Raw genomic sequence first — 13,001 nt, forward strand, 5'->3', positions numbered from 1 at the left:
GCGCGGGCGGCCGGTGCCGTCGCGCCGTCGCGGCGGACCGGGCTGCGCCGCGGCGGCGCGCATGTCAGCGGCCGCGCGCGCCGGTCTCAGCGGCGTGCCCGCGTGCGGCGCGCGGCTTGAACGTGAGCGGGCTTTCGTCCGGCGGCGGGCCGCCGGAAGTGCCGCAGCCGCCGCAGGCCGAGCAGCCCGAGCCGCAGCCGCCGCCCGCGGCGGCGCCCGCTGCGAGGCGCCGCCCGAGCCAGCGCAGCGCCGGGTGGCGTCGCGCCGCCAGGCGCTCGGCCAGTGCCGTCTGGCGGCGCGCCGCCCAGGCCGGCGCGAGCTGGCGCGCCGTCACCACGCCACTCGCGATCACCGCCACGCCGATCACCGCGTACTGCCACCCGGACCCGCCGCTCACAGCAAGGCCCGCGCGATCTGATAGGTGACGAGCGACGCCGCGTAGGCCATCCCGAACATGTAGCAGAACGAGATCGCGACGTTCCTCCACGACTGCGTCTCGCGCCGGATCACCGCGAGCGTCGACATGCATTGCGGCGCGAACGCGAACCAGGCCATCAGCGACAGCGCGCTGGCCAGCGAGAAGTTCGCGCTCAGCGCGTGGGCGAGGCCGGTGAGGTCGGCCTCGCCGCCGCTCACCGCGTAGACGGTGGCGAGCGCGGCCACGGCGGTCTCGCGGGCCGCGAACGCCGGAATCAGCGACAGGCTGATCTGCCAGTTGAAGCCGAGCGGAGCGAAGATGGTCTGCAGGCTGCGGCCGAGGTAGCCGGCGAACGTGTAGTCGATGGCCGGGCCGGTCGCGCCGGCGGGCGGCGACGGGAACGTCGAGACGAACCACATCAGTACCGTCAGCGCGAGGATCACGCCGGTCAGCCGCTTGAGGAAGATCGCGCCGCGCTCGCGCAGGCCGAGGGCGATGTCGCGCACGCGCGGCATGCGGTACGACGGCAGCTCCATCAGCAGCGCGTTTTCCTCGCGGTCGCCGCGCAGCTTCTTCATGACGAAGCCCACCAGCATCGCGCCGCCGATGCCGCCCGCGTAGAGCAGGAACAGCACGAGGCCCTGCAGGTTGAAGAGGTAGGCCACGCGATGCGCCGGGATGAACGCGCCGATCAGCAGCGCGTACACGGGTAGCCGGGCCGAGCAGGTCATCAGCGGGGCCACCAGGATCGTAGCGAGCCGGTCGCGCGGGTCGGCGATGCTGCGCGTGCCGAGGATGCCGGGAATCGCGCAGGCAAAGCTCGACAGCAGCGGGATGAAGGAGCGGCCCGTCAGGCCCACCGACAGCATCATCCGGTCGAGCAGGAACGCCGCGCGCGGCAGGTAGCCCGATTCTTCCAGCACCAGGATGAACAGGAACAGCACGAGGATCTCCGGCAGGAAGCCGAGCACCGTGCCCAGGCCGGTCAGGATGCCGTCGGTGAGCAGGCTGCGCAGCGGCCCGTCGGGCAGCCACGCGCCGAGCACCGTGCCGAGCCAGCCGAAGCCGTCGCCGATCGCGTCGGTGAGCGGCTTGCCGATCGAGTAGACGGCCTGGAACGTGACGAACATCACGGCCGCGAGGATCAGCAGGCCGAACACGGGATGCAGCGCCCAGCGGTCGAGCCGGTCGTCGCGTGCGTCGGTGGCGCGCGGCATCGTCACGGCCGCGGCCAGCAGCGCGCGCGCCCGGGCGTGGATGTCGGCGGGCGGCGCGCCGGCGGTGCCGGCCGCGATCGCGGCGGGCGTGCCGGTGCGCGCGTCGTCACGGGGGGCGTGCGCGTCGAGCGCGGCGATCAGCGCATCGGCCCCGCCCCGCTTGACGGCCACCGTCTCGACGATCGGCAGGCCGAGCTCGCGTTCGAGCGTGGCGACGTCGATGCCGATGCCGCGCCGCGCGGCCTCGTCCATCATGTTCAAGGCCACCAGCACCGGCCGCCCGAGGCGCTGGATCTCGAGCAAGAAGCGCAGGTGCAGGCGCAGGTTGGTGGCGTCGATCACGCAGACGATCAGGTCCGGCACGGCCTCGCCGGCCTGGCGCCCGAGCAGCAGGTCGCGCGTGACGCGCTCGTCGGGGCTCGCCGATTCGAGGCTGTAGGCGCCGGGCAGATCGAGCAGGTGGAGGGTGCGGCCCGAGCGCGTGAGGCATTGCCCGGCCTTGCGCTCGACGGTCACGCCCGCGTAGTTCGCGACCTTCTGGCGTGCGCCGGTGAGCTGGTTGAAGAGGGCGGTCTTGCCGCAGTTGGGGCTGCCGACCAGGGCGACGCGCAGGGAAAGCGTACTCATGACGACGGGGCCTCCGTGACCGTGACGCGCGCCGCTTCGGTGCGGCGCAGCGCGAACCGCGTGGAGCCGATCTGGATCAGTACCGGATCGGCGCGCCATGGGCCGTGCGCGACGACCCGCACCCGCTCCCCGGCGACGAAGCCCAGATCCCGCAGGCGCTGGGCGATCGGATCGGGCTGGGAGACGTTCGCGACATCGACGACGAGCGCCGGCACGTTCTTGGGTAAATGGCTGAGGAGCATCGCAGGGAAAATGTATGAATAGCAATCGTTCTCATTATATTGACGTGATGCGCCGCGCCGCTGCGAGTCGATCAAGTGGCGCTCATATGCGCCAATCTGCCGCGGCGTGGTCGGGGGCGAGCGGGAGAGGCCGGCGGCGCGCGTGGCCGTCCGCGGCGGGTGAGCGAGGGCGGCCGTGCGCGGCGGCGCGTGCGCGCCGCCCGCGGGCGCGGGGGCCCGGCCTTACTGGTCGGCGAATTCCACGCGGTTGCGGCCGCCGCGCTTGGCGCGGTAGAGCGCCTCGTCGGCCATCCCGTAGGCGGTGTCGAAGCTGGTGCCGGCGGCGTTGATGCTGATGCCGAAGCTGGCCGTGATCGCGCGGTCGACGGGCGGCACCACCAGCGAGTCGCTCATGGCGCGCCGCATCCGCTCGGCGAGCATGCCGGCCTCGCTGGCCTCGCAGTCGGGCAGGATCACCGTGAACTCCTCGCCGCCGACGCGCCCGATGAAGCCACGCTCGACGACGATGCTGCGCAGGCAGTCGACCACGCCGAGGATCACCGCGTCGCCGGTCGGATGACCGAAATCGTCGTTGATGCGCTTGAACTCGTCGATGTCGAGCACCACCATCGCGGCGTTGCGGGTGCGCAGGGTCTTGGCGGTGCGCTCGATCACGGCGCTGCGGTTCAGCACGCCGGTCAGCGCGTCATGCGAGGCGCGATGCGCCAACTGGTTGGCGAGCGCCTGCATCTCGCGCTCGGCGCGGTCGCTGCGCCCGATCAGCCGGCGCGTTTCTCGCATCAGGCGCTCGAAGTGCTCGATGAGCTCCCCCAACGACTGGCGGTACGCCGCGGCGTCGGCATCCGTGGCGCGGTGGGTGGCGCGCGCCCGCTCCAGCGCCGCGCTCTCGGTCTCGAAGAGATCCGGCGCGGCGCCCGGATGCACGTTGGGCAAGGACGTCGAAGTCACGGGCCTTCCTCAGTGCGCGACGGGACGGTCGCTGAACTCGATCGCGTCGAAATCGGCCTTCAGTTCCTCGCCGAATTCGGCGATCGTCTCGTCCTCCTCGTCGCGAAACCAGTTCATCGACACGCGGCTGCCCGCTTGGGCGGCCTGGTCGAGCGCGTCGAAGATGCTGAACAGCATCTTGGTGCTGGAGCTGTTGAAGTAGGTCAGCGCGACGTCGATCGTGATCGCGGCGCCCGTGCTCTCGGCCAGATACCTGCGCATCGTGTCGATGATCGGCGCGTAGAACGCGGCGGCATTCTCGGGGTACGACTCGCCCTTGATCGACAGCCGGTGCTGATCGAAGCGGAAGTCGATCTCGGGCGATGTCGTCGTGGCGGGAATGAAAAGGTTATCCATGGCGGTATTGGGGGTCTTCCTGCTCAGATGATGGCCATGAGGCAGAACAGCGTGATTCCGGATTCGCCGGCACGCGGGTGAAAGGCGAACTCGAGCGGCGCGCTCGCATCGCGCGCCATCGTCAGGAAGCCGAGCCCGGCGCCCTTGCTGTCCTCCGGGGTCTCGGCGCGCAGCGTTATCTTATACGCTTGCTTGATCTCCTCGACGGACATGTTGCGCAGCGGCTCGAGCTTGGCGCGCAGGTTCTCCACCTGGCTGGTCGCCATCGGGTTGACGCACCACATCACGTAGTGCTCGCCGTTCTGCGAGATGCAGACCGCGCCCTCGCGCACGTCGCCGCGCCCGTCCTCGCCCGCGTGCAGCGCGTTCGACGAATAGTGGACGATGTTCTGGGACAGTTCGACGAACGACGAGAACAGCTTGCGGCGGGTCGGGCCGGTCACGCCGGCCACTTCCAGCTGCAGCTTGACCACCTCGCTCATGGCCGCCACGATGTTGTGGGAGAAAAAACCCTTGTGATAGAAGAGCACGTTGCGCCGCTGCGCCAGGTCGAAAAACGCGCTGTCTTGATCGAGTAGTTGAAACATTCGTGGAATCGATTAGATACGAGCACAAAAAAACGTGACGTCGTCGCGGCGCGGCTGGGCGCCTTGCCATTGCTCCAGCGTTTGCCGCAGCTGCTCGCAGATCGCCGCGGGCGGTTCGGTGCGGTGCTGGCGGATCACCTCGAGCGCGCGCCGCCGCCCGAACGAGATGTTGCGCGGCCCGCCGATCTGGTCGGTCAGGCCGTCGGTGCAGACGAACAGCAGGCTGCCGGCCGCGGCCGGCAGGGAGTGCAGGCGCCAGGGGTAGTCCTCGCGGCTGTCCACGTAGCCCAGGCCCATCTTGTCCGGCGCGATCGTCTCGAACTGCGCGCTGCCGGGCGGCAGCAGGTGCAGCGCGATGCGCGCGCCGGCGAAGTGCAGCACGCTGCGCGCGGCGTCGAACCAGATCATCGCGGCGTCGAGGCCGTCGTTCGACTGCGCGCGCTCGGCCGAGTCGTTGGCCTGCCCGAGCAGGCTCTTGACGTTGCGGTTGACCGCCGCGAGCAGCGCGGCCGGATCGCAGGGCCCGAGTTGCTCGAGTTCCTTGGACAGCGACGCCGAGGCGAGCATCGTCATGAAGGCGCCCGGCACGCCGTGGCCGGTGCAGTCGGCCACCGCGCCGAACCAGCCGTGCGGCAGCGCCGAGAAATGATAGAAGTCGCCGCCCACCACGTCGCGCGGCTCCCAGGCCATCGCCGCGTCGTGCAGCCGGGTCGAAAGCGTTTCGCTGGAGGCGCGCAGCATGGCGCGCTGGATCACGCTCGCGTACTCGATGCTCTGCATGATCTGGCGGTTCTTCTCCGCCTGCATCTCGGCCACCGCGTTCACCAGTTGCAGGCCGCTGCCCAGGCCCGAGAAGCGGCCGTTGCGCGTCACGATGAAGCCGTCGACGAGGGCCTTGTCGCCGGTCTCGACGGTGCGGAACGCCAGCGACTCGATGTCGACGTCGGCGTCCACCACCAGCGGTTCCTTGTCCATGAAGGCGATGCAGCTCTTCTTGTCGTACAGCTCGCGATGAAACGGCTTGCTCATCTGCGACATGAAGATGTTGCGATTGATCAGACCAATCGGGCGTCCGTCCTCGAGCACTGCCAGGCTGCCCATCTCGCGATGTGCCGAGAAGATCTCCATGACGACGGAATTGGGGTCTCCGGCATCCACGGCCGGGACATCGTGGCCGAGGTCGCCGGCCGTGCGGGGAGCGCTCGATGTCGACGGGCGGCGAAATCGCGAGAAAGCTGCATGCATGGCGACGCGAGCCGGTATGTGAAGAAACCCCGGACGCTAACGGGTCTACATGTAACTTATGTGACAAGCGCGGTCGAGCCGGCCCCGTTTCGATCACACTGCGACGCGTGACCGCAGGCAAACGTTTTCATGCTGCTGCGCCTCGCGCCGCCGCGCTCGCGCCAGGGCGCCGAGCGCGGCGCGGCGGGGCGTTCAGGCGCCCGTGGCTGGCCGCGAACGGGCGGGCCGTCGCGCCGTGAGCCGGCAGCGGCCGGCGCGCGGCGAACGCCGGCATGGGGCCGCTGGGCGGCCCGGTCCCGCGAGTCGGCCGGGGGGACAAGCGCTGCCGCGACCCGTATCGCGGTCGCCTGGCGCCGTGATCGCGCTGCCGCCACGGTGAGAGCGTGCCCGCGGGTCGGTGTCGGAGAGGATTGGTTCGGTATCCAAATGAGCTTCGTCATTCGGTGCCCGCCTTGGGCGGCAGCGCCGTAGAGCGCGGCGGCATGGCGGGCGTGGCGCGTGGCCGCCTGTCTCGCGCGGGGCGACGACCGGCCCGGTTGGCGCATCGGGGGCCGCCACGTCGCCGTAGAGCGCGGCGCGCGAGGGGCGCGTCGCGACGGCGCATGGGTGCCGCCTCGCCCGAGCGGATCGGCACGGCGCCCAACGGCCAGGAAAGCCGGCGCGTAACGGGTCCATTTTTTGCTGGGGCGTTTGGCTGATTTCACGCGCTCACAGATGGCCGCGCGGCGGGGTGCCACGCTGACGCGCCGGCCGCCACGGGCCGCGTGTAGGAAAGGACGCGGCCGCCGCGCGCGCCTTGTAGTTTTTGCAGGGAGCGCATCGCGTTTGCGGCGTGGGTGAGCGCGGCTTGCCGGCCCGGCCTGCCAGCCCCGCCTGGGCGGCCGCCGCGGGGCACGGCCGCTGGCGCCGGGCGGCCACGGGCGGCATCGACGCGGCGCGGGCCGGGCGCGGCGCTGGGGCCGGCGCGTGGTGGCAGCGGGCGGGGCTTGCACGAGCGGGCGCGATGCGCCGACATCATCGCGGCGCCGGCCGCCGCCTTGCCATGCGTCGCGGCCGCCGCACCACAGGAGGATCGACTTGTTATCTGAGCACAGTCTCGAGTTTTTGCCACAACGCGGCGAGATGGCGCGCCGGGCCCGTGCCTTCGACTGGACCCGCACGCCGCTGGGCGCCCCGGCGCACTGGCCGGCCAACCTGCGCAGCGCGCTGAGCCTTTGCCTGAGTTCGCGCTTCCCGATTCTCGTCTGGTGGGGCGACGACTATCGGATGATCTACAACGACGCCTACATCCCGTTTCTCGGCCAGGGCAAGCATCCGGACGCGCTCGGCCGCTCGGGCGAGGCCTGCTGGCGTGAAATCTGGCCGCACATCGGGCCGATGCTCGATAGCGTGATGCGCACCGGCGTGGCGACCTGGTCGGACGACGAGCAGTATTTCTTCGATCGCGCGCTGCCGCGCGAGGAAGTGTATGTGACCTTCACCTACGGGCCGATCTTCGCCGAGGACGGTCGGACCGTCGAGGGCATCTTCTGCCCCTGCACCGAAACCACCGAGAAGATCGTCGGCGCGCGGCGCATGCAGACGCTCAGCAAGCTCGGCGTGCGCGCGCGCGAGACGCTGGACGTCCACGACGCCTGCACGCGGCTTGCCGCCGTGCTGGCGGAGAACGCCTCCGACGTGGCATTCGCGGCGATCTTTCGCGCCGCGCCCGGCGGCCTGCCGCTCGTGCCGCTCGCGGCGGCCGGGGTCGACGCCGCGGCGGTGCGCGACGCGCTGGCCGGCCCGCTCGCGCGCGCCGTCGAGAGCGGCGCGCCGGTCGAGATCGATCTGCTCGCGTGCGGCGTGACGATGCCGGGCGGCGCGTGGCCCGAGCCCGCGCCGCGTGCGCGGGCGATCCCGCTGCGCTGGTCGGGCGACGCCGGCGCGGGGGCGGTGGTGGTGCTCGGCGCGAGCCCGCGGCGGCCGTTCAACGCGGCCTACGCATCGTTCCAGGATCTGGTCGCCGGCCACATCGAGACCGCCATCGCCAACGCGTTCGCCTATGAGCAGGAGCGCAAGCGGGCCGAGGCGCTGGCCGAGATCGATCGCGGCAAGACCGCGTTCTTCTCGAACATCAGCCACGAATTCCGCACTCCGCTCACGCTGTTGCTCGGGCCGCTCGAGGATGCCTGCGCGCATGCCGGCGTGCCCGAGCCGGTGCGTGAGCAACTGCGCATCGCGCACGGCAATTCGGCCCGGCTGCTGCGGCTCGTCAACGCGCTGCTCGACTTCGCGCAGATCGAGGCGGGCCGGCTGCGTGCCACGTTCCGGCCCACCGATCTGGCGGCACTCACGCGTGACATCGCAAGCCGGTTCCGCTCGACGGTCGAGCGCGGCGGCCTCGCGTTCGAGGTCGATTGTCCCGCCCTGCCGGGGCCGGTCCATGTCGATGCGGATCTCTGGGAGAAGATCGTCTCGAACCTGCTGTCGAACGCGTTCAAGTTCACGCTGCACGGATCGATTCGCGTGAGCCTGCGGGCCGGCGCGGCGCGCACGGTGGTGTTCGAGGTGGCCGACACGGGCGTGGGCATCGCGCCGGCCGATCGCGAGCGGCTGTTCGAGCGTTTCTATCGCGTGGAAGGGCAGGGCGGGCGCTCGATGGAGGGGGCCGGCATCGGCCTCGCGCTCGCGAAGGAGCTGGTGGCCGCGCACGGCGGCACCATCGAGGTGGCCAGCGAGCCGGGCCGCGGCAGTACCTTCTCGGTGACGCTGCGGACCGGGGCCGCCCACCTGCCGGCGCGGCACGTCGCGAGCGAGCGGGCCGGTCCGGCGCATGCCCCGCGGCCGATTGCGCCGCCAGCGCCGGCGGCGCAGCGGCCGCCGCTGCACGGCGGCACCGCGACCTCGGCGCCGGCGGCCGCGCAGGCGCCGCAGGCGCGCGGCGATCACCGCTTCGCCTCGACCTTCGGCGCCCGGATCCTGGTGGCCGACGACAACGCCGACATGCGCCACTACCTGAACTCGCTGCTGGGCGGGGCCTACCGCGTCGAGGCGGTCGCCGACGGGGCGCGGCTGCTCGACGCCGCGCGCCGCGAGCGGCCCGACCTGGTGCTGACCGACGTGATGATGCCGAACCTCGACGGTTTCGCCGTGCGCGGTGCGCTGCGCGAGGACCCGCGCCTGCGCGAGGTGCCGGTGATCCTGCTGTCGGCGCGGGCCGGCGAGGAGGCGCGCATCGCGGCGCTCGACGCGGGCGTCGACGACTACCTGGTCAAGCCGTTTTCCGCGCGCGAGCTGCTGGCCCGCATCGGCGCGGTGCTCGAGCGCGACCGGCAGATCCGCGAGCGGCTGGTCATGCAGGAGCGGCTGCGGCTGCGCACGGCGCAGTTCGAGACGCTGGTGGACGTCGCGCCGATCGGGGTGTTCCTGCTCGATGCGCAGTTGCGCTTCGCCGAGGTGAACCCGGTCACGCGCCGCACGCTCGATGCGGTGCCCGATCTGGTGGGCCGCGATTTTCGCGAGGTCACGCGCCGCGTCTGGCGGCCCGCCTACGCCGAGCAGATCATCGCGGTGTTCGAGCACACGCTCGCCACCGGCGAGCAGTTCTGCGCGACCGAGAGCGCCGAGACGCGCGCCGATACCGGCCGCACGGAATACTACGAATGGCAGGTCGACCGGATCGTGCTGTCGGACGGGTGTCATGGCCTCGTCTGCTATTTCCGCGATATCTCCGCGCAGGTGCAGGCGCGCTGCCGGCTGCAGCAGGCCGACCGCCAGAAGGACGAATTTCTCGCGATGCTCGCGCACGAGCTGCGTAATCCGCTCGCGCCGGTGCGCCATGCCATCGAGCTGCTGGCGGCTGCCCCCGACGACGCGGCGCTTCAGGCGCGCGTGACGCCGATCCTGATGCGCCAGACCGACATTCTCGGGCGGCTCGTCGAGGACCTGCTCGAAGTGTCGCGGATCACGCGGGGCCTCATTACGCTGCGGCGCGAAACGGTCTCGCTCGACAGTCTCGCCGCGCAGGCCGCCGACGCCGTGCGTCCCTTCATCGAGCAGCGCCGGCATGCGCTGGAGGTGATCGGCGAGGCGGGCCTGCCGGTGTTCGTCGACCCCTCGCGGCTGGTGCAGTGCGTCGTCAACCTGATGAACAATGCGGCCAAGTACACCGAGCCCGGCGGCCGCGTGCGGGTTGAAACGTTCCGGCGCGACGCGTGGGCGGTGCTGCGGGTGGCCGACAACGGCCGCGGCATTCCGCAAGAGCTGCTGCCCCACGTGTTCAACCTGTTCGTGCAGGGCGAGCGTACGCTGGACCGGCGCGAGGGCGGCCTCGGCATCGGCCTGTCGATCGTGGCGCGCCTGGTCGACATGCATGGCGGCACCGTCGGCGTCGAGAGCGCCGGGGCCGGCCGCGGGGCCTGCTTCGAAATCGCGCTGCCGCTGGCCAGGCCGGCGGCCGCTTCGACCGCCACGGCCGCTTCGGCTCCCGGCGGCTCGCCCGAGCTGCCGCCGGATCGGCCGCCGCCGGCGGCGCGCCGCGTGCTGGTGGTCGACGACAACGTCGATGCGGCCGACGCGCTGGCCGCCTTGCTGAGCATCGAGGGCCACCAGGTGAAGGTGGCGTATTCCGCGCTCGATGCACTCGCGCTGGCGCCGTCGTTCGAGCCGTCGGCGATCCTGCTCGACATCGGCCTGCCCGGCATGGACGGCCATGAAGTGGCGCGGCGCCTGCGCGCGATGCCGGCGGGGCGCGACGCGCAGCTCGTCGCCGTCACCGGCTACGGCCAGGCCGCCGATCGCGAGCGGGCCCTGGCCGCCGGCTTCGACGCGCACTTGGTGAAACCGGTGGCGATGGCGCAACTGCAGCGATTGTTCGGGCGCGACGCGTGAGCGGGGCGCGAATCCCGCGCCGCGCCGGGCGGCGAGCGCGGGGGCGGGAAGGTGGCGAAGGTGGCGGCCGCCGCCCGGCACCGTCGCGGCCGCGCTGTTCCGGCGCCGGGCGTCAGCGCTCGCGGATGCGCAGGTGGCGCGGCGTGCCGAAGTCGTGCCGTGACAGCCAGCCGGTTTCGCCGCGCAAGGGGCGGAACACGGTGGCGTGATCGTAGCCGTGGCGATGTTCGTAAAGCCAGTAATGGCAGGCGGCCACGTGCGACGCGAACGGCTCGCCGCGCGTGTTCAGCGCGCGCAGCCAGTTGACGACCATGTGTGGGGCCGGCGCAGCGTGGCCGGCAGCCCAGAGGCGGCGCACCAGGTACGCATCCACCGCCTCCGGGGTGCCCGTCAGCAGAATGTCAGGGCACGCATCGAGATCGTTTCTCATCGGTGCTCTCAGGGAGTAGTCGCCGTGGCAGTGTAAAAGCCAGGCGCGCCGATTTCAACCGTGAAACCGACAGGTTGGGGCAAACGGACCGGCACGCGGCGCGATCGCGGTTGCACCGGAACGGGGCGCGCCGGCCCGGACGTCATGGCGGCGTCGCATGAGGGCGTGGCGCGCCGATCCGGCCAGCCGCGGCCGGCCGCTGCGGTTCGGCGCGCGAGCGCGCCGTGTCGGGAAAACGCGGTTTTGCCTTGTACGGCGTTCCGACGTTACTGTGTCGGACTTCGCCGGCCGCTGCGGCCGGTCCCTTTGGCGACCGACACGGGACACACGACAGATGAACGAGCGGCAAACCGGCGACGGCGTGGTGGACGAGATCGCCTATACGTTCGGCTATTGCGACGAACTCGATCCGCTGCGGCTCGCGCTGCCGCTGCTGCGGGCGGGCCTCGCGGCGCCGGCCGTGCAGAGCGCCTGCGAGCTCGGTTTCGGTTACGGCGTGAGCGTGAACATTCATGCGGCCGGCTCCGGCGCGAGCTGGTACGGGACCGATTTCAACGCGGCCCATGCCGGTTTCGCGCAGTCGCTCGCGCGCGAGGCCGGCTCGCGCGCCGTGCTGTCCGGCGAGCGCTTCGCCGACTTCTGCCGGCGCGAGGATCTGCCCGAGTTCGACTTCATCGGCATGCACGGCATCTGGAGCTGGGTGTCCGACGAGAACCGCGCCTGGCTCGCCGGCTTCCTGCACCGCAAGCTCAAGCCGGGCGGCGTGCTCTACCTGAGCTACAACACGCAGCCCGGCTGGGCCGCGATGCTGCCCGTGCGCGAACTGATGATGGGCCATTTCCAGGCCGGCGCGATGCGTCCCGAGGCCGGCGGGAGCGACGCGAGCGGCGCGGAGCGCATGCGGCGGCGCGTCAGGGCGGCGGTCGAGTTCGCGCGCGAGGTGTTCGCGGCGCGGCCCGGCTATGCGGTGGTGAACCCGATGCTGGCCGAACGCGTCGAGGCGCTGAGCCGCGAGGACACGCAATACCTCGCGCACGAATATTTCAGTCCCGACTGGCAGGCCATGTCGTTCCGGCAGGTGGCGGCCCCGCTGGCCGCAGCGGGCCTCGTCTACGGCGGCTCGGCCGACTATCGCGATCATTTCGACGAGATCAACCTCGACGCGGCGCAGCGCGCGCTGCTGGCGCGCATCGTCGATCCGGTGCAGCGCGAGACCGCGCGCGACCTCTGCATGAACCGTTCGCTGCGTCGCGACTACTGGATCAAGGCGCCGCGCCGCCTCGACCCCGCCGAGCGCGATGCCGCGTTGCGCGCGCAGCCGGTGGTGCTGGCGCTGCCGCGCGAGGCGGTGGCGCTGAAGGTGCGCGGCGCGCTCGGCGAGGCGATGCTGCCCGCGGCGCTGTACGGCCCGATACTCGATGTGCTGGCCGACCACCGGCCCGCCACGCTCGGCGAGCTCGAGCAGCGCGTTCGAGCGCATGGCATCACGCTGGCGCAACTGGCCGGGGCCGTGATGCTGCTGGTCGGCACCGGCGCGCTGCTCAACGCGCAGGACGAGGCTCGCATCGAGGCGGCGCGGCCGGCCGCGGACCGCCTGAACGCGGCGCTCTGCGAGCAGGCGCTCGAGCGCGACGCGGTGCCGTGTCTGGCCAGCCCGGTGTCGGGTTCGGGGATTCGCGTGCCGCGCGCGGCGCAGCTGTTCCTGCTGGCGCGTCGGCGCGGCATGGTCGGGCCGCGCGAGTGGGGGGAGTTCGCGGCGGCCGCGATCGCGGCAGGCGAGCCGGTCGCGCGCGCGATGCTGGCCGAGCGCGTCGCGCAGGCCGAACGCTTCGCGCGGGTTCATCTGCCGGTGTTGCTGGCGTTGGGGATCGGTTGAGGCGGGCGCCGCCCGGCGCGCTTTAGGCGCCGCCGGGGCGCGGCGGCACCGCTATGCAGCCGTGGCGATATGGATCGACGAAATCGGCATTTGTGGCGGCGTGGGCCGTCGCTATAGTCGGCTCCTGCTCATCGTCATGCCGCTCG

General features: G+C 71.7%; 10 protein-coding genes. 2 read left to right on the top strand and 8 right to left on the bottom strand.

What is annotated here, in order from left to right; all coding sequences use genetic code 11:
• Positions 1 to 64 precede the first annotated feature (64 nt).
• The 7 genes from KS03_RS22480 to KS03_RS22510 form a co-directional block, all read right to left on the bottom strand.
• Positions 65 to 397 carry a DUF6587 family protein gene (locus KS03_RS22480; protein WP_012735131.1) on the bottom strand — a complete coding sequence of 111 codons (333 nt, stop codon included), beginning with the start codon at positions 395 to 397 and terminating at the stop codon, positions 65 to 67.
• Entirely contained in the window at positions 394 to 2,262 is a 1,869-nt protein-coding gene (feoB, locus tag KS03_RS22485) for a ferrous iron transporter B (protein ID WP_012735132.1), read from the bottom strand. The genes KS03_RS22480 and feoB overlap by 4 nt, the downstream gene beginning before the upstream one ends.
• Entirely contained in the window at positions 2,259 to 2,579 is a 321-nt protein-coding gene (locus KS03_RS22490) for a FeoA family protein (protein WP_232252273.1), read from the bottom strand. The genes feoB and KS03_RS22490 overlap by 4 nt, the downstream gene beginning before the upstream one ends.
• Positions 2,580 to 2,726: 147 nt before the next feature.
• On the bottom strand, positions 2,727 to 3,452 hold the full coding sequence (locus KS03_RS22495; RefSeq protein ID WP_012735134.1) for a GGDEF domain-containing protein: 726 nt from the start codon (positions 3,450 to 3,452) through the stop codon (positions 2,727 to 2,729).
• Between the two features lie 9 nt (positions 3,453 to 3,461).
• Positions 3,462 to 3,848, bottom strand: coding sequence for a DUF1987 domain-containing protein (locus tag KS03_RS22500; protein ID WP_012735135.1), 387 nt, complete (start codon positions 3,846 to 3,848; stop codon positions 3,462 to 3,464).
• A 23-nt stretch (positions 3,849 to 3,871) separates the two neighbouring features.
• The gene (locus tag KS03_RS22505; RefSeq protein WP_012735136.1) at positions 3,872 to 4,435 is read right to left on the bottom strand and encodes a SiaB family protein kinase; all 564 of its coding nucleotides are present in this window, start codon (positions 4,433 to 4,435) and stop codon (positions 3,872 to 3,874) included.
• A 12-nt stretch (positions 4,436 to 4,447) separates the two neighbouring features.
• Positions 4,448 to 5,680, bottom strand: coding sequence for a SpoIIE family protein phosphatase (locus tag KS03_RS22510; RefSeq protein WP_012735137.1), 1,233 nt, complete (start codon positions 5,678 to 5,680; stop codon positions 4,448 to 4,450).
• A 1,077-nt stretch (positions 5,681 to 6,757) separates the two neighbouring features.
• Here KS03_RS22510 and KS03_RS22515 point away from each other — a divergent pair.
• Positions 6,758 to 10,549, top strand: coding sequence for an ATP-binding protein (locus tag KS03_RS22515; RefSeq protein WP_230674359.1), 3,792 nt, complete (start codon positions 6,758 to 6,760; stop codon positions 10,547 to 10,549).
• A 112-nt stretch (positions 10,550 to 10,661) separates the two neighbouring features.
• On the opposite strand, the gene KS03_RS22520 is transcribed toward KS03_RS22515, so the two are convergent.
• Entirely contained in the window at positions 10,662 to 10,979 is a 318-nt protein-coding gene (locus tag KS03_RS22520) for a hypothetical protein (RefSeq protein ID WP_012735139.1), read from the bottom strand.
• 334 nt (positions 10,980 to 11,313) lie between these two features.
• On the opposite strand from KS03_RS22520, the gene KS03_RS22525 reads away from it, so the two are divergent.
• Entirely contained in the window at positions 11,314 to 12,855 is a 1,542-nt protein-coding gene (locus tag KS03_RS22525; protein ID WP_012735140.1) for a class I SAM-dependent methyltransferase, read from the top strand.
• Positions 12,856 to 13,001 lie beyond the last annotated feature (146 nt).

The organism is Burkholderia glumae LMG 2196 = ATCC 33617 (assembly GCF_000960995.1).
Classification (GTDB): domain Bacteria; phylum Pseudomonadota; class Gammaproteobacteria; order Burkholderiales; family Burkholderiaceae; genus Burkholderia; species Burkholderia glumae.